Genomic DNA, 17,272 nt, shown 5'->3' on the forward strand with positions numbered 1-17,272 from the left:
GCCGCTGCCCCGGCCCGTCGGGAACGTACCGACGGGCCGGGGCAGCGGCGTCAGGGGCCCGGGACGGCCCTCCCGGGGCGGTCAGCCGGCCGCCGCCGAGTCCGCCGCGGCCTGCACGCTCTGTGTCTGGAGCAGGGTGCGCAGCCGGGTGGTGCGGTCCTTGACGGGCACCTCGGCGACCGCGCGCGGCAGCGCCTGGTCGACGCCCTGGACGACCGACAGATGGCGCTCGCCGCGGCTGAAGGCGGTGTAGACCCAGGCGCGGGTCAGCCCGCCGGCGGCGTCGCCGGGCAGGACCACCACCGCGGCGGGCCAGCGCATACCGGCCGCCTGATGGGCGGTGAGCGCCCAGCCGTGCCGGACCGCACCGGCGCCGACCTGCTCGCGGGGCACCACCACGGTCCCGCCGTCGCAGTCGAGACGCAGACCGGCGGCGTCCGCGCCGGTGACCTTGCCGGGCAGGGTGCGGCCGGGGGCCGGGGCGTAGACGACGTGATCACCCGGGTCGAAGCCGCCGAAGCGGCCGGGGCCGGGGTTGAGCCGCTCCTTGAGCGCGGTGTTCAGCGCGCGGGTGCCGGCCGCGCCGCCGTGGCCGACGGTGATGACCCGGGTCTGCTCCGCCGGGACGCCGAGCGCCCGCGGTACGGAGTCGGCGACCAGCTGGACGGTGCGGTGCACCGCCTCCCCGGCATCGCGCGCCGGGACGATCACGACCTCCTTGCCGGGGGCCTCGACCTGGTTCAGCTCGCCGATGCCGATGCCCGACACCAGCTCGCCGATCGGGCCGGAGTCCGGTGTGCGGGAGGCGACCTGGGGGCAGAACCGGGCGGCGAGGAGGTCGGCGAAGAGCCGGCCGGGTCCGGCGGACCACAGGACCCCGGGATCGCCGCTGAGCACGAGCCGGGTCCCGTCGGTCAGCGATTCGATGAGCAGCGCGGCCGTTTCCAGATCCAGCTGCGGCGCGTCCAGCACGACCAGCAGATCGAGCGCGAGCGCGCCGTCCGAGTCCCGGCCGGGGCCCTGCCGTCCGGAGAGCAGGCCCGCCACCGTCACCGCCGCCGCGCCCGGGTCCGCTGAGCCCGTGGCCGGGGCGTCCGTGGTCGGGGTGCCCGGTGTGGCCTCGGTGAGGTGTGCCGCCAGGCGTCGGCGGCCGTTCTCGCTGTGGGTGGCGCCGAACGCCCGCAGACCCAGGGCTCGGGCCGCGGCGATCAGCGCGGCGGGCTCGGCGCGGGCCGCCTCGGCGCCGGTGTGCGCCACCAGACCGCTGTCCGCGGCCGCCCGGATCAGCTCCGCGGCCGACGGTGAGGGCGCGGCGTCCGCCGCGGCGGCCCAGTCGGCCGCGGCCGGCCGCGGCCGCCGGTACCCGCTCCCGGCCCCGTCGTCCTCCTGCCGGGCGTCGGGAGTCGCAGAGGCGCCGCTCATGTCATCCGCGCCGTCCGTGGCCCCGGGCTCCGTCGCCGTCTCGTCCGCCGCACCGTCGTCGCCCGCCTCGGCTGCGTCTGCGGCACCCCGGTCCGCCCCGCCGGTCTCGAAGGTGTTGAGCAGGCGCGCCAGGCCGTCGGCGACGCTCTCCTCCGCCATCGCGAACCGGTCCAGGCCGAGCAGGATCCGGACCGGCTGCTCGGCCTCCTCGTCATCCGCGGCGGGGCGGGCCCGGCCCGGTGTGTCGATCGCGTCCTGGAAGACCAGGACCGCGCCGTCGGCGATCGCGGTCTGGAGGGCGTCGTCGGGGTCCGGAACGGCGCGCTGGGCGAGGGCGGCCCGCAATGCGGAGGCTTCCAGTGCGGAGTGGCCGGCCACGGCGGCCTGCTCCAGCAGCCAGCCGACCAGCGCCTGCGCGCGCCGCTCGTCGGCCGGTCCGCAGGCGGCGCCGAGCAGCGCCCGCGCGAAGCCGTCGGCCTGCTCGGGGCGCACCCCGGGCACGCCGAGCAGCTGCCAGGGGTCGGCGGCCAGCGTCTCCGCGGCCCGCTCACCGAGCGCCTCGGCGGCCTTCTCGGCCAGTGCCTCGGGAGCGCCGCCCGCCGCGAGGATCTGTCGTACGCCGTCGACGCCGGGGGCCGTCGCCACCACGGGGCGGGGGGCGGACGCGGGGGTGGCCGGGGTGCCGTCCCCGGGGGCGGCGGCCGGCCTGGACGGGCCGGGGGACCCGCTCGCGGTCCGCTGCCGTGCCACCTCGGGCGCCGGGCCCGCCGGGGCGCCCACCGGGGCGGGCCGTCCGGCGGCGGGCGCCGCGGGTGCGGTGCGGCGCGGCGCCTCGGCGAAGAACGAGGCGGCCGAGCGCTCACCGCTCTCCACGGCCCGCACCGCCGCCGCCAGCGCCGCAGCCGCCAGCGCCGCAGCCGTCGCGGCGGCCGGACCGGACGGTGCGCCGCCGCCTGTGGCCGGGCCGGAGGTCCCGGCCGGTGCCGGTGCCGGTGCCGGTGCCGGTGCCGGAGCTGCTGTCCTGGGTGGCGTGCTGTCCGTCTCTGCCGGGTGTGGTGCCGAGGTGTTCGGAGCCGGGGTGTCGCTGTTGGCTCGTGTGCCGTCATCGCTGACGTCGGCTGTCGTCTCCGCGCCCGTCGCCGGACCGGATGGTGCGCCGTCCGTGGCCGGGCCGGAGTTCCCGGCCGGTGCGGGAGCCGGTGCCGCTGTCCTGGGCGCCGCGCCGTACGTCTCTGCCGTCTGTGGTGCCGAGGTGTTCGGAGCCGGGTCGTCGCCGTCGGCCCGCGCGCCGGCACCGCCGACGCCGGCCGCCGTCTCGGTGTCCGCCACCGGACCGGTCCCCTGCTCCGCTGCCGGAGCCCCGGCAACCGGCTCCCCGGAATCCGCGCCCGCCGCCGCATCTGCGCTTGGCGCCGCCGCATCCGCGCCCGGCGCCACCACGTCCGCCCCCCGTGCCCCGGCGTCCTCGCCGGGTGACCGGGCATCCGTAGTGCCGGGCGCGGCCTCCTGCTCGGGCGCGGTCTCGCCGGCGGGGCGGTCGGTACTCACAGCGTGCTCCAGTCGTGATCGGGATAGTGGTGCACCGGGGCCGACACATCGTCCAGCGCCCGGCGGATCTCGTCAGGAAGACTAAGGGTCTCCACTGACAGAGCCGCTCTGAGCTGCTCTCCGGTGCGGGCTCCCACCAGCGGCGCGGTGACCCCTGGGCGGTCGCGGACCCAGCTGAGCGCGACCTGGAGCGGGGTGACGGCGAGGCCGTCGGCGGCCGTGCTGACCGCTTCGACGATCCGGCTCGCCGCCTCGTCGAGATACGGCGCGACGAACGGCGCGAGATGTTCCGAGGCGCCGCGCGAGTCGGCGGGGGTGGCTCGGCGGTACTTGCCGGTGAGGACGCCCCGGCCCAGCGGGGAGGAGGCCAGTACGCCGATGTCGAGGTCGCGGGCCGCGGGCAGCACCTCGCGCTCGACGCCGCGCTGGAGGAGGGAGTACTCCATCTGCGTACTCGCCAGCCGGCTGCGGACGCCGGGCGCGGCGAGCTGCCAGGTGGCGGCCTTGGCGAGCTGCCAGCCGGAGAAGTTCGACAGGCCCGCATAGCGCGCCCGGCCGCTGGTGACGGCGAGATCGAGCGCCTGGAGGGTCTCCTCCAGAGGGGTGTGCGGATCGAAGGCGTGCAGCTGCCACAGGTCGACGTAGTCGGTACCCAGCCGCTCCAGGGAGGCGTCCAGGGAGGCCAGGAGGTGGCGTCGGGAACCGTCGACGCGGCGGTCCGCCTCCAGGACGCCGCCGGCCTTGGTCGCGATCACCAGATCGGCGCGCGGCACGAGCACATCCGTCAGCCGGCCCAGGAGATATTCGGCCCCGCCGTCGGCATAGATGTCCGCGGTGTCGACGAGGGTGCCCCCGGCCTCCCAGAACGTCTTGAGCTGATCGGCGGCTTCCTGCTCGTCCGTGTCGCGTGCCCAGGTCAGGGTGCCCAGCCCGAGGCGGGACACGCGAAGCCCCGTACGGCCGAGGTGCCTTTGCTCCATGGCCCTTGAGATTACTGGCCGCCGGTCCGGATCAGGGGACCTGTGGACAACCCGCCGATGACGGCTCGCGGCCTTGGACGCTAGAGTCCCCGCAACAGCGACGTTACTGATCAGTAAGGGGAGCGGCATGAGGCTTGGCATCAACCTCGGCTACTGGGGCGCCGGCATGGACGCGGACAATCTCGCGGTGGCACAGGAGGCCGACCGCCTCGGCTACGCGGTCTGCTGGGCCGCCGAGGCGTACGGCTCCGACGCTCCCACGGTGCTCTCCTGGGTCGCCGCGCAGACCGAGCGCATCGACATCGGGTCGGCGATCCTCCAGATCCCGGCCCGTACGCCCGCGATGACCGCGATGACGGCCGCGACCCTGGACTCGCTCTCCGGCGGCCGGTTCCGGCTCGGTCTCGGCGTCTCCGGGCCGCAGGTCTCCGAGGGCTGGTACGGCGTCAAGTTCGACAAGCCGCTGGCGCGCACCCGCGAGTACGTCGACATCGTCCGCAAGGCCATGACCCGCGAGCGGTTGTCCTACGAGGGCGAGCACTGGACGCTGCCGCTGCCCGGTGGCCCCGGCAAGCCGCTCAAGCTCACCGTGCACCCGCAGCGGGAGCACATCCCGCTCTACATCGCGGCGATCGGCCCCAAGAACCTTCAGCAGACCGGTGAGATCGCCGACGGCGCGCTGTTGATCTTCCCCTCCGCTGACCACCTGGAGGAGACCGCGGTCTCGCACCTCCGGGCGGGCCGCGAGAAGGCCGGCAAGACGATGGAGGGCTTCGACGTCTGTCCGACGCTGCCGCTGGCCGTCGGCGAGGACGTCGGCGCGCTGGCCGACATGTTCCGGCCGTACACCGCCCTGTACGTCGGCGGGATGGGCAGTCGCAAGCAGAACTTCTACAACCAGCTGGCCCGGCGGATGGGCTACGAGAAGGAAGCCGCCGAGATCCAGGACAAGTACCTGTCCGGCGACAAGGACGGCGCGGCCGCGGCCATCCCGCAGCAGCTGATCGACCAGACCACGCTGCTCGGCTCCGTCGAGCGGATCGCGGAGCGGATGCAGGCGTACGCGGCGGCCGGGGTGACCACGCTGACGCTGGCGCCCGCGGGCTTCACGCTGGCGGACCGGGTCGCGTCGCTGCGGGCCGGTACCGAGGCGCTGGAGCGCGCCGGGCTGGCGTAACGGGGAGCGGGCGCGAGGGCGGTCGTGAGGAGGCGGCCGTAGGGGGACCGGGCATAAGGAAAGCCCGGCGCCGGTGGCGCCGGGCGGCCCCGGCACAGCGGCCGTGGTGGGGGCTCGGGGGTCTTCCCCGCCACGGCCGTCGCCCAGCACAACGCCCCGGTGAGCGCACCGGTTACGCCCGGACATCAGCGCACCGGTCGCCCGAACGGGTAGCCGGACGGGCCGTGCGGTTGCCGCCGCCCCCACCCCGCATTTCACTTTTCCAATGCGGGCGTGTCCGTTCGGAGGTGGCGCAGATGTTCTCGGCCCGGAGCCTGTTCCAGGAGATCATCGAGCACGACGAGTCCTACCGGCTGTTCTGCTCGGTGGCCGCCAGCGGCGAGGCACAGGGCGGCTGGGAGAACGGCCGGATCGCCGCGCTGCTCCCCGCGTCGCTGCGCGAACTGGCGCCCAAGGTCACCCGGCACGGCGCCGACGAGGACAAGCACGGCCGGATCTTCCACGCCCTGCTGCGCAAGCGCGGTCTGACACCCGCCGAGGTCCCCCCGGCGGTCGACTACACCATGCTGCTGGAGCGCCGGGGCATCGGCCTGGCCCACGACAAGCTGCGCCGCGACGAACCGCTCAGCGAACTCGACATCATCACCTACCTCGCGCACAGCCGGGTCACCGAACAGCGCGCCGCCGACCAGATGGGCATGCTCAAGTCCTGCTTCGGCGACCATCCGGAGGTGGGCAGGGCGATCCGGATGATCTCCCGGGACGAGGAGAACCACCTCGCCTACTGCCACGAGGAGCTGCTCCGGCTGGCCCGCGCCGGGCACGGCCGGACGATCCAGCGGATCCTGCGCGACTGCGCGCTCGCCGAGACCGGCGTCCACCGGGACGTCAGCCTCGCGGTGCTGGACCACATGGGCCGCATCCTGGGCTGGTCCGCGGCCAGGTCCGCGGTGCTCGCCACGGCCGTCCGGGCGGTGCACGGCCATGAGCGGCTGGGCGGCTGGCGGCGCATGGCCGGGCTGCGGATGCCCGAGCGGCGCGACGCGCTGGGCGGCCCGGCCACCGGCGCGCCGGAGTACGCCTGAGCGGCCCGGCCGCGGGGCCGGACGCCCGGTCAGAGCCAGCCGCGGCGTTTGAACAGCCGGTACAGCGTGAGTTCGACGCCCGCCATCGCCAGCAGGACCACCGGATAGCCCAGCGGCCACCTCAGCTCGGGCATGTCGGTGAAGTTCATGCCATAGATCCCGGCGATCAGGGTGGGGACGGCCGCCAGCGCCGCCCACGCCGAGATCTTGCGCATATCGTCGTTCTGCCGCACGCCCACCTGTGCCAGATGGGCCGCGAGAATGTCCGAGAGCAGCCGGTCCAGGCCCTCCACGGAGTCGTTGGCGCGGGTGAGGTGGTCGCCGACATCGCGGAAGAACGGCCGGGCGTGGCCGGGTACGAAGGGCACCCCGGGGTTCTGGAGGCGGACCATCGGCTCCAGCAACGGGCCGGTGGCGCGCCGGAATTCGAGCACCTGGCGCTTGAACGCGTAGATCCTGGCCGCGGTGTTCTTGGTGTCGCCGCCGTCCGAGGAGAACACCTCGGCCTCCAACTCCTCCAGGTCCAGCTGGAGTTCGCGGGCCACCTCGATGTAGTCGTCGACCACCGCGTCGCTGACCGCGTAGAGCACCGCCGTCGGGCCGTGCCGGAGGATCTCCGGCTGGTGCTCCAGCCGCTGCCGCACCTCCGTGAGCGGGCTCGCCTCGCCGTGCCGCACCGTGACGACGAACGAGTCACCGACGAAGACCATCAGCTCGGAGGTGGTCACCGTGTCGGTCCCGGCGTCGTAGCCGACCTGCTTCAGCACCACGAACAGCGAGTCCTCGTACACCTCCAGCTTGGGCCGCTGATGGGCCTTGAGCGCGTCCTCGACGGCCAGCGGATGCAGCCCGAACTCGCTGCTGACGAGGTCGAACTCCTGCTGCGTCGGCTCGTGCAGCCCCAGCCACAGGAAGGAGTCGCCGTCGGCCCGCGCCATGGCGAGGGCGGTGGCGAAGTCGGCCGCCCGCTCGGTGCGGCGGCCCTCCCGGTAGATGGCACAGTCCTTGATCACACCCGGTATTCTCCCCCTCGCCCGGCCGCCCGCCGGCACGGCGGACGCGGCACGTAGGCTGGCGGACATGCCCACGCTGATCCTGGTGCGGCACGGCCGCTCCACCGCCAACACCTCCGGTGTGCTCGCCGGACGGATGCCCGGTGTCGCCCTCGACGAGCGCGGTACCGCCCAGGCCGCGGCGCTCCCCGCGCGGCTGGCCGGCGTACCGCTGGCCGCCGCCGTCTCCAGCCCGCTCCAGCGTTGCCGGGAGACCCTGCGGCCCCTGCTGGCGGCCCGCCCCGGACTGCCGCTGTACGCCGAGGACCGGATCAGCGAATGCGACTACGGCGACTGGTCGGGCCGCAAACTCGCCGAGCTGGCCGACCAGCCGCTGATGGAGGTCGTCCAGCGGCACCCGTCCGCCGCCGCCTTCCCCGGCGGCGAGTCGATGCGGGCCATGCAGGCCCGCGCGGTGGACGCGGTCCGCGACTGGAACGCCCGGACCGAGGAGGCGCACGGCGCCGAGGCCGCCTACCTCATGTGCTCGCACGGCGACATCATCAAATCCCTTGTCGCCGACGCCCTGGGGATGCACCTCGATCTCTTCCAGCGGATCTCCGTCGAGCCCTGCTCGGTCACCGTGATCCGCTACACCCGGCTGCGCCCCTACCTCGTACGGCTCGGTGACACCGGCGACTTCGGGGGTCTGGTGCCCCGCGAGGACGCCGGTCCGGTGGACGGTGAGCGGTACGCGGCCGTCGGAGGCGGCGCGGGAGCGCCGTGATCAGCGGGCGCAGTAGGGTGGGGCCACGGCGCTGTCCGCCCTGTCCCTGCGATCCGCACCGTGACCGCAGGACCTTGCAGCGACCGCACTGACCCCGCAGTCGAGCAATCGGAGCAGGACGTTGTCCCGTCAGGTGTTCTTCTACGACGCGCCGGACCGCTTCGTGGCCGGTACGGTCGGGCTGCCTGGCCGTCGTAGCTTCTTCCTCCAGGCCACCGCGGCCGGCCGCACCACCAGCGTCGCCCTGGAGAAGACCCAGGTGGCCGCCCTCGCCGAGCGGATCGACGAGCTGCTGGACGAGGTGGTGCGGCGCAGCGGCGGCAACGCCCCGGTGCCCGCCGTCGCCCCCACCGAGCTGGCCGACACCGCCCCGCTGGAATCGCCCGTCGAGGAGGAGTTCCGGGTCGGCACCATGGCGCTGGCCTGGGACGGCGAGGACCAGCGGATGATCGTGGAGGCGCAGGCGCTCGTCGAGATGGACGCCGGCAGCGACGAGGATCTCGCCGAGGCCGAGGAGCGGCTGCTCCAGGACGACGAGAACGGCCCGCCGATGCTGCGGGTGCGCCTCAGCGGGACCATGGCCAGGGCGTTCGCCAGACGGGCCCTGGAAGTCGTCAACGCCGGGCGCCCGCCGTGCCCGCTGTGCAGCCTGCCGCTCGACCCGGAGGGACACGTATGCCCGCGCCAGAACGGATACCGACGGGACGCCTGAGCGCCATGGATCCCTCGGCCGGGCCGGCCGGACAGGCCGGGGCGATGCCGTCCCCCGCGCAGCCGCCGGACGGCGGGGGAGCGGCGCCGGAGCCCGCCGCCGGGGTGTCCGTCGCATTGCTGGCCGAGGGCGAGCTGACCGTGCGCGGCCAGATCCGGGAGGCGTCCAACGCCGTGCTCTACTGCACGGTCGCCCTCGACGGCCGCACCGCCGCCTGCGTGTACAAGCCGGTCGCGGGGGAGCGTCCGCTGTGGGACTTCCCCGACGGCACGCTCGCCCAGCGCGAGGTCGCCGCGTACGAGATCTCCCGGGCGAGCGGCTGGGACCTGATCCCGCCCACGGTGCTGCGGGAGGGCCCGTACGGCACCGGCATGGTCCAGGAGTGGATCGAGGCGCCCGACGGCGACGGGGCGGTGCCGGAGCTGCTCGCCCTGGTCGAGGACGCGGAGCCGGGCCCCGGCTGGAAGGCGGTCGGGCTCGCCGAGACCGGCGCGGGCCGTACCGCGCTGCTGGTGCACGCCGACGATCCGCGGCTGCGGCGGCTCGCGGTACTCGACGCGGTGATCAACAACGGGGACCGCAAGGGCGGCCATCTGCTGCCCGCGGCCGGCGGCCGGCTCTTCGCCATCGACCACGGTGTGACGTTCAACGCCGAGGACAAGCTCCGCACGCTGCTGTGGGGGTGGGCGGGGGAGCCGCTGACCGAGGAGGCGCTGACGGTCCTGCGGGGCCTCCAGGAGGCGCTGGCGGACGCCGCGCCGCTCGCCGCCCGACTGGCCGAATTGATCACCGGCGCCGAGATCGCGGCGCTGCGGGCACGGGTGGCCGGACTGCTGCGCAGCGGCCGGCACCCCGAACCGAGCGGCCAGTGGCCGCCGATCCCCTGGCCGCCGGTCTGACCGGGGCGGCCCGCCGGTCGCCTCTTGCACGCTTCGCCGTCGAACGCAAGACCGCCTATCCGGCCAAGACACCCGGTCCGGTTCGTATCCGGAACATGCGTCCGGTTACGCTCAATGCATGCATGCATGGCCCGCTTCTGAGGTCCCCGCCCTGCCTGGCCAGGGCCGCGACCTGAGGATCCACGACACCGCGACCGGCGGACGAGTCTCCCTCGACCCCGGTCCCGTCGCCCGTATCTACGTCTGCGGCATCACGCCGTACGACGCCACCCACATGGGGCACGCGGCGACCTACAACGCGTTCGACCTGGTTCAGCGCGTGTGGCTCGACACGAAGCGCCAGGTGCACTACGTGCAGAACGTCACCGATGTCGACGACCCGCTGCTGGAGCGGGCCGTCGCCACCGGTGACGACTGGACGGCGCTCGCCGAACGCGAGACCGCCCTGTTCCGCGAGGACATGACGGCCCTGCGGATGCTGCCGCCCCGGCACTACATCGGCGCCGTCGAGGCGATACCCGGCATCGTGCCGCTCGTGGAACGGCTGCTCGACGCCGGCGCCGCCTACGACCTGGACGGCGACATCTACTTCTCCGTCGCGTCCGACGCCCACTTCGGTGAGGTCTCCGGGCTGGACGCCGCGGCGATGCGGCTGCTCTCCGCCGAGCGCGGCGGTGACCCGGAGCGGGAGGGCAAGAAGAACCCGCTCGACCCGATGCTGTGGATGGCCGCCCGCGACGGCGACCCGAGCTGGGACGGCGGTTCGCTCGGCCGGGGCCGCCCCGGCTGGCACATCGAGTGTGTCGCCATCGCCCTGGAGCATCTGGGCATGGGCTTCGACGTCCAGGGCGGCGGCTCCGACCTCGCCTTCCCGCACCACGAGATGGGCGCCTCGCACGCCCAGGCGCTCACCGGCGAGTACCCGTTCGCCAAGGCGTATGTGCACGCCGGGATGGTGGCCCTGAACGGCGAGAAGATGTCCAAGTCCAAGGGCAACCTCGTCTTCGTCTCCACGGTGCGGCGGGCCGGCACCGACCCGGCCGCGATCCGCCTCGCGCTGCTCGCGCACCACTACCGCGCCGACTGGGAGTGGACCGACTCGGTGCTGACCGAGGCCCAGGAACGGCTCGCGCGCTGGCGCGCCGCCGTCTCCCGCCCGGACGGACCGCCCGCCGACGCCCTCCTGGAGGAGATCCGCACGGCCCTCGCCGACGACCTGGACTCGCCCGCCGCGCTCGCGGCCGTCGACCGCTGGGCCGCCGCGCAACAGGCCACCGGCGGCAGCGACGAGGGCGCCCCCGGCCTGGTGTCGCGCGCCGTGGACGCGCTCCTGGGCGTGGCCCTGTGACGGTGCCGACGGCGCCGCGCTGACCTCCGCCCGCCGACCCTGGGGCGCTTCCGCCGGACAGCGGGGGCGCCCCTCTTCCTTGCCCGAGCCCACCACCGGGGCCCCGCCGCGGCCGGAAGTCCAGTAACACGGTCCGGGAGTCCATGGTCATGTCCGCGCCATCGCGCTAGATCTGCGTGTATGAGGAAACCAAGAGGACTGCGAGCGGCCGTCGTTGCCGCGTTGCTGGGGCTCGTGGCGGTGGTCGCGGGGCCGGTGGGCGGCGTACGGGCCGCCGGTTCCGCACCCGGGACCGTGGGCGACATCACCGGGTTCGAGGCCGCGGGAGCCGTCTACCGCCTGCACGCCGGGGCGGCCGAGGCGCGCGTCAGCTTTGTCTCGGACCGTACCTTCCGCATCGAGCTCGCCCCGGACGGCACCTTCGCCGACCCCACGGGCAAGGACATCGTGCTGCCCCAGGGCGCACTGCCCGCCACCCGCTGGCGGGACGCCGGGGACGCGTACGAACTCAGCACCTCCCAGGTGACGCTGCGGGCCGTCAAGGCGCCGCTGCGCTTCGAACTGCGCCGGGCCGACGGCTCGCTGGTGTGGTCCGAGGCGAAGGGGCTGAGCTGGGACAAGGACACCACCACGCAGACGCTGGCGCGTGGCGCCGGTGAACAGTTCTACGGGGCCGGGATGCAGAACGGCCGCGGCAACACCTCGCACCGGGGCAGCACCGTCGAGGTCGGCGTCGACTACCACTGGGACGACGGCGGGCACCCCAACTCCGTCCCCTTCTACCTCTCGTCGGCCGGCTACGGGGTCTTCCGCAACACCTACGCGCCGAACACCTACGCCTTCAAGGACCCGGTGACCACGACCGCGCAGGAACGGCGCTTCGACGCCTACTACTTCGCCGGTCCCGGCGCGAAGGACGTCATCGGCCAGTACACCGAGCTCACCGGCAAACCCTTCCTGCCCCCGCTGTACGGGCTGGAGATCGGCGATTCGGACTGCTATCTGCACAACGCCAACCGGGGCGAGCGGCACACCCTGGACGCGCTGAAGATCGCCGACGGATACACCGCACACGACATGCCCAACGGCTGGATGCTGGTCAACGACGGCTACGGGTGCGGATACGAGAACCTCGCGGAGACCGCCAAGGGCCTGGGCGACCGGAAGATGACGCTCGGGCTGTGGACCGAGGACGGCATCGACAAGCTCGCCGACCAGGTCAAGGCCGGTCAGCGGATCGCCAAGCTCGACGTGGCCTGGGTCGGCGACGGCTACAAGTTCGCGCTGGACGGCTGCAAGAAGGCATACCAGGGCATCGAGGACAACAGTGACGCCCGGGGCTTCACCTGGGCCCCCGAGAGCTGGGCGGGCGCGCAGCGCTGCGGCGTCCAGTGGTCCGGCGACCAGAGCGGCAGCTGGGACTACATCCGCTGGCAGATCCCGACGTACGCCGGGGCCACCATGTCCGGACTCGCCTACACGACGGGTGATGTGGACGGCATCTTCGGCGGCAGCCCCCAGACCTACGTCCGCGACCTGGAGTGGAAGTCCTTCCTCCCGGCGGTGATGACGATGGACGGCTGGGCGAAGAACGACAAGCAGCCCTACCGGTACGGGGAGCCGTACACCTCCATCAACCGGAAGTACCTGAAGCTGAAGGAGTCGCTGCTGCCGTACATGTACACCTACGCGGCCGAGGCGACCCGTACCGGTGTCGGGCCGGTGCGTCCGCTGGCGCTGGAGTACCCCGGCGATCCCGAGGCGGCCACCGACGCCGCCAAGTACGAGTTCCTGACCGGCGAGGACTTCCTGGTCGCCCCGGTCTACCAGGACAGCGACACCCGCGACGGCATCTATCTGCCCAAGGGGACCTGGGTCGACTACTGGACCGGGCGCACCTATCAGGGCCCGACGACGGTCAACGGCTACCACGCCCCGCTGGACACCCTGCCACTGTTCGTCAAGGCGGGCGCCGCGGTGCCGATGTGGCCGGGCATCAGCTCGTACCAGGACCGGACGGCCCGCTCGCCGCTCGCCTGGGACGTCTACCCGCAGGGCACGTCCTCCTTCACCCTCTACGAGGACGACGGGGTGACCCGCGCGCACCGCGCGGGCGCCGGCGCGACACAGCGGGTGAAGGTGGTGGCCCCGCGCGCCGGGGCGGGGGAGGTGCGCATCGACGTCGGCGCCTCCCGGGGCTCGTTCCGGGGCAAGCAGACCGCCCGGCCCTACGAGTTCACCGTGCACACCGGTGACGCGCCGCGCGGTGTCGTGCTGGCCGGCCGTCCGCTGAAGCGGCTGGCCTCCGCGAGCGCGTTCGCGAAGGCGGGCGAGGGCTGGTACTACGACGCGTCCGACCGGGCCGGTGTCGTCCGGGTCAAGACCGCGCCGCGCAGTACCGCCCACGCCTTCGCCCTGACGCTGAAGGGCGCCAGCGCGGTCGGCGGCAAGACCCCGGGTACCGGCGGCCGGTGAGCCACGGCGGTGGCGGTCGTACGGACGGCCGCCACCGCGGGCACCCACGACACCCACCGGGCGTCCGCCGGCCGACTGCGGTCAGGCACCTCGCCCGGGGTGGCCGGATACGGAACGGGGGCGCGGACGGGGCGGGCTCAGCGCCCGGTGCCGGTGTCCTTGTCCGCGGGGCCGTCCGCGGGCTTCTCGGCGTCGGCGGCCGGGCCGTCGGAGACGTCCGGGGTGTCCGCGGCGTCCGGGGCGGGAGAGCTGTCCGGGGCGGCTGCGGACGGGGATCCGGCGGCGTCCGTGGGCGTCGTGGACGGTGCGGACCCGCCGCCGGCGTCCGCCGTACCGGTCTCCGCCGGCTCCGTGCCGTCGGCGGTGCCGGACCCGGCGTCGCGCGGCTCCTTGGACACCGGCCGGGCCGGCCGGGTGCGGCCGCCCGCCGGGTCGCGCAGATAGCCGCCGTCGCGGCCGTCGGCGAGCCCGCCCTCGGTCGCCACTCCCGGTCCGGCCTGCGGGTCGCGGCGCCGCAGATAGCGCTCGAACTCGCGGGCGATGGCCTCGCCGGACGCCTCCGGCAGCTCCGCGGTGTCGCGCGCCTCCTCCAGCGACTGGACGTACTCGGCGACCTCGCTGTCCTCGGCCGCCAGCTGGTCGACGCCCAGCTGCCAGGCGCGCGCGTCCTCGCTCAGCTCGCCGAGCGGGATGCGTACGCCCAGCAGGTCCTCCAGGCGGTTGATCAGGGCGAGGCTGGCCTTCGGGTTGGGCGGCTGGGAGACGTAGTGCGGCACCGCCGCCCACAGGCTGACCGCGGGGACGCCCGCGTGGGTGCACGCCTCCTGGAGGATGCCGACGATGCCCGTGGGGCCCTCGTAGCGCGACTCCTCCAGGTCCAGCCGGCCGGCGAGGTCGGCGTCCGAGGTGACGCCGCTGACCGGGACCGGGCGGGTGTGCGGGGTGTCGCCGAGCAGCGCGCCCAGGACCACCACCATCTCCACGCCCAGCTCGTGGGCGAAGCCCAGCAGTTCGTTGCAGAACGACCGCCAGCGCATGCTGGGCTCGACACCGCGGACCAGGACCAGATCGCGGGGGTTTCCCTTGCCGTCGGCGTCGCCGACGCGGACGACGGAGAGCCGGGTGGTGGGCCAGGTGATCTTCCGGACGCCGCCGTCGAGGAAGACGGTCGGGCGGTTGACCTGGAAGTCGTAGTAGTCCTCCGCGTCGAGCGCGGCGAAGACCTGGCCCTTCCACTCCCGGTCCAGATGGGCGACGGCGGCGGAGGCGGCGTCGCCGGCGTCGTTCCAGCCTTCGAACGCGGCCACCATGACCGGGTCGATCAGCTCGGGCACCCCCTCCAGCTCGATCACCCAGCGCCTCCTTCCGACCGGTCGGACCACCTCGGGGCGGCCGCCGGCAGCAGTTCCGTTACGTGCGCTCCCCACACTACGGCGTCCGGGGTGCCCGTCCGCAGCCCCTGTGCAAGAAGGCGTACCTATTCATCCGACCTGTTTCCGGGATTGTTCGTTCAACTTCCGTACGGGGTCTGGACGCTGCCTTGCGAGCAGGGCTATACATCGGATGACCAGGAAAGGTCCGATGTTCTTCCGCGGCACCTCAGGGGGCGTGCGCATGGCCGTAACCGACACCGTCACGGAGCTGGAGGTCCACGATGTCCGCTTCCCCACCTCGGAGCAGCTCGACGGTTCGGACGCCATGAACCCGGACCCCGACTACTCCGCCGCCTACGTCGTGCTGCACACCGACGGCGGCAGGCCGGGATACGGCTTCTGCTTCACCATCGGCCGCGGCAACGACGTGATGGCCGCCGCGATCCGGGCGCTCGCCCCGTACGTCGTCGGCCGGCCCGCGCCCACCACCGCGGCCGGTCTGGCGGCGCTGCACCGCGACCTCACCCATGACTCCCAGCTGCGCTGGCTCGGCCCGGAGAAGGGGGTGCTGCACATGGCGGCCGGTGCGGTGGTCAACGCCGCCTGGGATCTGGCGGCCGGCCGCGCGGGCCTGCCGGTCTGGGAGTTCCTCGCCGCGATGACCCCCGAGGAACTGGTCTCGCTCGTCGACTTCCGCTATCTGACCGACGCGCTGACCCCCGACGAGGCGCTGGCCCTCCTACGCGCCGCCGAGCCCGGCCGGGCCGCCCGCGCCGCCCGCCTCAGAGCCGAGGGCTACCCCGCGTACACCACCTCGCCCGGCTGGCTCGGCTACGACGACACCAAGCTGGTGCGCCTCGCCCGGGAAGCGGTGGCCGACGGCTTCGGGCAGATCAAGCTGAAGGTGGGCGCCGACCTCGACGACGATCTGCGGCGGATGCGGCTGGCGCGGGACGCCGTCGGGCCCGGCGTACGGATCGCGGTCGACGCCAACCAGCGCTGGGACGTGGCCGAAGCGGTCCGCTGGATGACCGCGCTGGCGCCGTACGCCCCGCACTGGATCGAGGAGCCCACCAGCCCGGACGACGTCCTGGGCCACGCGGCGGTGCGCGCCGGGCAGCCGGTGAAGGTCGCCACCGGCGAGCACGTCGCCAACCGGGTGGTCTTCAAACAGCTGTTGCAGGCCGGCGCGGTGGACTTCGTCCAGATCGACGCGGCCCGGGTGGCCGGGGTGAACGAGAATCTCGCGATCCTGCTGCTGGCCGCGAAGTACGGCGTGCCGGTCTGTCCGCACGCCGGCGGGGTGGGGCTGTGCGAGCTGGTGCAGCACCTCGCGATGTTCGACTACGTGGCGGTGTCCGGCAGTTGGGAGGACCGGGTGATCGAGTACGTCGACCACCTGCACGAGCACTTCACCGAACCGGCCGTGGTGGAGCGGGGCCGCTACCGGGCCCCGGCCGCGCCCGGGTTCTCGGCCCGGATGCGGCCCGAGTCGGTCGCCGCCCACTGCTTCCCCGACGGGCCGGTGTGGCGCGCCCGGCAGCGCCCGCGCGACACGCCGGACGTACCGGCCGCCCCGGACGGGCAGAACCAGCAGAGCGGATACGGCAGCAACGGCGAAGAAGGAGTCTCCGCATGAGCGACGGACAGCAGACCACGGCGCGGTCCGGCCGGCTACGCGACTTCGAGGGGATGGGCGCCCTCGTCACCGGCGGCGGCTCCGGCATCGGCGCGGCCACCGCCGCCCTGCTGCTGGCCCGCGGTGCCAAGGTCGCCGTGCTGGACCGCGACCCGTCCGGCGCGCCCGCCGGGACGGTCCCGGTACAGGCCGATCTGACCTCCGACGCCGCCGTACGGGCCGCGGTCGAGGAGGCGGTGGCGGAGCTGGGCACCCTGCACACCCTCGTCGGCAACGCCGGTATCGGCGCCGTCGGCACCGTCGAGGACAACGACGACGCGGAGTGGCAGCGGGTCCTGGAGGTGAACGTCCTGGGGCTGGTGCGCGGTGCCCGCGCCGCGCTGCCGCATCTGCGCCGCGCCGCGGCCGCCCGCCCCGGCCACGTCTCCATCACCCACACCTGCTCCATCGCCGCGACCGCGGGGCTGCCGCAGCGCGCCCTCTACAGCGCGAGCAAGGGCGCGGTCCTCTCGCTGACCCTCGCGATGGCCGCCGACCACGTCCGCGAGGGCATCCGCGTCAACTGCGTCAACCCCGGGACCGCCGACACCCCCTGGGTCGGCCGGCTGCTGGACCAGGCCGACGACCCCGCCGCCGAACGGGCCGCGCTCAACGCCCGCCAGCCGATGGGCCGGATGGTCACCGCCGGTGAAGTGGCCGCCGCCATCGCCCACCTGGCGTCCCCGGCCGCCTCCGGCATCACCGGAACCGCACTCGCCGTCGACGGCGGGATGCAGGGCCTGCGCCTGCGCCCCGCCACCTGACCCCGACCGCACCCGAGCCGCACCCCACGACC

13 protein-coding genes are annotated in these 17,272 nt (G+C 74.1%); 9 read left to right on the forward strand and 4 right to left on the reverse strand.

The features are described from left to right. Window positions 1-81: 81 nt before the first annotated feature. Together ACLJWH_RS25875 and ACLJWH_RS25880 are read right to left on the reverse strand one after the other, a co-directional pair. Window positions 82-2,970: a helix-hairpin-helix domain-containing protein gene (locus tag ACLJWH_RS25875; protein WP_411144144.1), complete on the reverse strand. Its 2,889-nt coding sequence runs from the start codon at window positions 2,968-2,970 to the stop codon at window positions 82-84. Next, window positions 2,967-3,950 carry an aldo/keto reductase gene (locus ACLJWH_RS25880; protein ID WP_411144145.1) on the reverse strand — a complete coding sequence of 328 codons (984 nt, stop codon included), beginning with the start codon at window positions 3,948-3,950 and terminating at the stop codon, window positions 2,967-2,969. The genes ACLJWH_RS25875 and ACLJWH_RS25880 overlap by 4 nt, the downstream gene beginning before the upstream one ends. Window positions 3,951-4,077: 127 nt before the next feature. Here ACLJWH_RS25880 and ACLJWH_RS25885 point away from each other — a divergent pair, with 127 nt between their 5' ends. Both ACLJWH_RS25885 and ACLJWH_RS25890 read left to right on the forward strand, forming a co-directional pair. Next, window positions 4,078-5,127, forward strand: a complete 1,050-nt coding sequence (locus tag ACLJWH_RS25885) for an LLM class F420-dependent oxidoreductase (protein WP_094794585.1) — start codon at window positions 4,078-4,080, stop codon at window positions 5,125-5,127. Between the two features lie 296 nt (window positions 5,128-5,423). Next, a complete protein-coding gene (locus ACLJWH_RS25890; protein ID WP_411144146.1) occupies window positions 5,424-6,212 on the forward strand; it encodes a ferritin-like domain-containing protein in 789 nt (262 codons plus the stop codon). Between the two features lie 29 nt (window positions 6,213-6,241). On the opposite strand, the gene corA is transcribed toward ACLJWH_RS25890, so the two are convergent. Next, window positions 6,242-7,234: a magnesium/cobalt transporter CorA gene (gene corA, locus ACLJWH_RS25895; protein WP_411144241.1), complete on the reverse strand. Its 993-nt coding sequence runs from the start codon at window positions 7,232-7,234 to the stop codon at window positions 6,242-6,244. Window positions 7,235-7,292: 58 nt separating this feature from the next. Between corA and ACLJWH_RS25900 the strand changes: the two genes are divergently transcribed. The 5 genes from ACLJWH_RS25900 to ACLJWH_RS25920 all read left to right on the forward strand — a co-directional run bounded on the left by ACLJWH_RS25900 (window position 7,293) and on the right by ACLJWH_RS25920 (window position 13,425). Further along, the gene (locus ACLJWH_RS25900; RefSeq protein ID WP_411144147.1) at window positions 7,293-7,991 is read left to right on the forward strand and encodes a histidine phosphatase family protein; all 699 of its coding nucleotides are present in this window, start codon (window positions 7,293-7,295) and stop codon (window positions 7,989-7,991) included. A 121-nt stretch (window positions 7,992-8,112) separates the two neighbouring features. Next, the gene (locus ACLJWH_RS25905) at window positions 8,113-8,703 is read left to right on the forward strand and encodes a DUF3090 domain-containing protein (RefSeq protein ID WP_411144148.1); all 591 of its coding nucleotides are present in this window, start codon (window positions 8,113-8,115) and stop codon (window positions 8,701-8,703) included. A 5-nt stretch (window positions 8,704-8,708) separates the two neighbouring features. After that, on the forward strand, window positions 8,709-9,602 hold the full coding sequence (locus ACLJWH_RS25910; protein WP_411144242.1) for an SCO1664 family protein: 894 nt from the start codon (window positions 8,709-8,711) through the stop codon (window positions 9,600-9,602). A 118-nt stretch (window positions 9,603-9,720) separates the two neighbouring features. Beyond that, window positions 9,721-10,950, forward strand: coding sequence for a cysteine--1-D-myo-inosityl 2-amino-2-deoxy-alpha-D-glucopyranoside ligase (mshC, locus tag ACLJWH_RS25915; protein ID WP_411144149.1), 1,230 nt, complete (start codon window positions 9,721-9,723; stop codon window positions 10,948-10,950). Between the two features lie 180 nt (window positions 10,951-11,130). Then, window positions 11,131-13,425: a TIM-barrel domain-containing protein gene (locus ACLJWH_RS25920; protein WP_411144150.1), complete on the forward strand. Its 2,295-nt coding sequence runs from the start codon at window positions 11,131-11,133 to the stop codon at window positions 13,423-13,425. Between the two features lie 137 nt (window positions 13,426-13,562). Here ACLJWH_RS25920 and ACLJWH_RS25925 read toward each other — a convergent pair whose 3' ends face one another. Beyond that, window positions 13,563-14,777, reverse strand: coding sequence for a PAC2 family protein (locus tag ACLJWH_RS25925; protein WP_411144151.1), 1,215 nt, complete (start codon window positions 14,775-14,777; stop codon window positions 13,563-13,565). A 262-nt stretch (window positions 14,778-15,039) separates the two neighbouring features. Here ACLJWH_RS25925 and ACLJWH_RS25930 point away from each other — a divergent pair, with 262 nt between their 5' ends. Together ACLJWH_RS25930 and ACLJWH_RS25935 are read left to right on the forward strand one after the other, a co-directional pair. Further along, entirely contained in the window at window positions 15,040-16,437 is a 1,398-nt protein-coding gene (locus tag ACLJWH_RS25930) for an enolase C-terminal domain-like protein (RefSeq protein WP_411144152.1), read from the forward strand. After that, complete coding sequence (locus ACLJWH_RS25935; protein ID WP_411144153.1) at window positions 16,434-17,240, forward strand: SDR family NAD(P)-dependent oxidoreductase; 807 nt, start codon at window positions 16,434-16,436, stop codon at window positions 17,238-17,240. Before ACLJWH_RS25930 ends, ACLJWH_RS25935 begins: the two co-directional genes overlap by 4 nt. Window positions 17,241-17,272: the final 32 nt, after the last annotated feature.

This window comes from Streptomyces sp. x-80 (assembly GCF_046549095.1).
In the GTDB taxonomy this organism is placed as follows: Bacteria; Actinomycetota; Actinomycetes; order Streptomycetales; family Streptomycetaceae; genus Streptomyces; species Streptomyces celluloflavus.

Excerpts from the sequence above, each read along its gene's own strand:
- ACLJWH_RS25890 (WP_411144146.1), top strand. The coding sequence starts at position 5,424 with ATGTTCTCGGCCCGGAGCCTGTTCCAGGAGATCATCGAGCACGACGAG.
- mshC (WP_411144149.1), top strand. The coding sequence starts at position 9,721 with ATGCATGCATGGCCCGCTTCTGAGGTCCCCGCCCTGCCTGGCCAGGGC.
- ACLJWH_RS25880 (WP_411144145.1), bottom strand. The coding sequence starts at position 3,950 with ATGGAGCAAAGGCACCTCGGCCGTACGGGGCTTCGCGTGTCCCGCCTC.
- ACLJWH_RS25930 (WP_411144152.1), top strand. The coding sequence starts at position 15,040 with ATGGCCGTAACCGACACCGTCACGGAGCTGGAGGTCCACGATGTCCGC.
- ACLJWH_RS25885 (WP_094794585.1), top strand. The coding sequence starts at position 4,078 with ATGAGGCTTGGCATCAACCTCGGCTACTGGGGCGCCGGCATGGACGCG.
- ACLJWH_RS25920 (WP_411144150.1), top strand. The coding sequence starts at position 11,131 with ATGAGGAAACCAAGAGGACTGCGAGCGGCCGTCGTTGCCGCGTTGCTG.
- ACLJWH_RS25935 (WP_411144153.1), top strand. The coding sequence starts at position 16,434 with ATGAGCGACGGACAGCAGACCACGGCGCGGTCCGGCCGGCTACGCGAC.
- ACLJWH_RS25910 (WP_411144242.1), top strand. The coding sequence starts at position 8,709 with ATGGATCCCTCGGCCGGGCCGGCCGGACAGGCCGGGGCGATGCCGTCC.
- ACLJWH_RS25900 (WP_411144147.1), top strand. The coding sequence starts at position 7,293 with ATGCCCACGCTGATCCTGGTGCGGCACGGCCGCTCCACCGCCAACACC.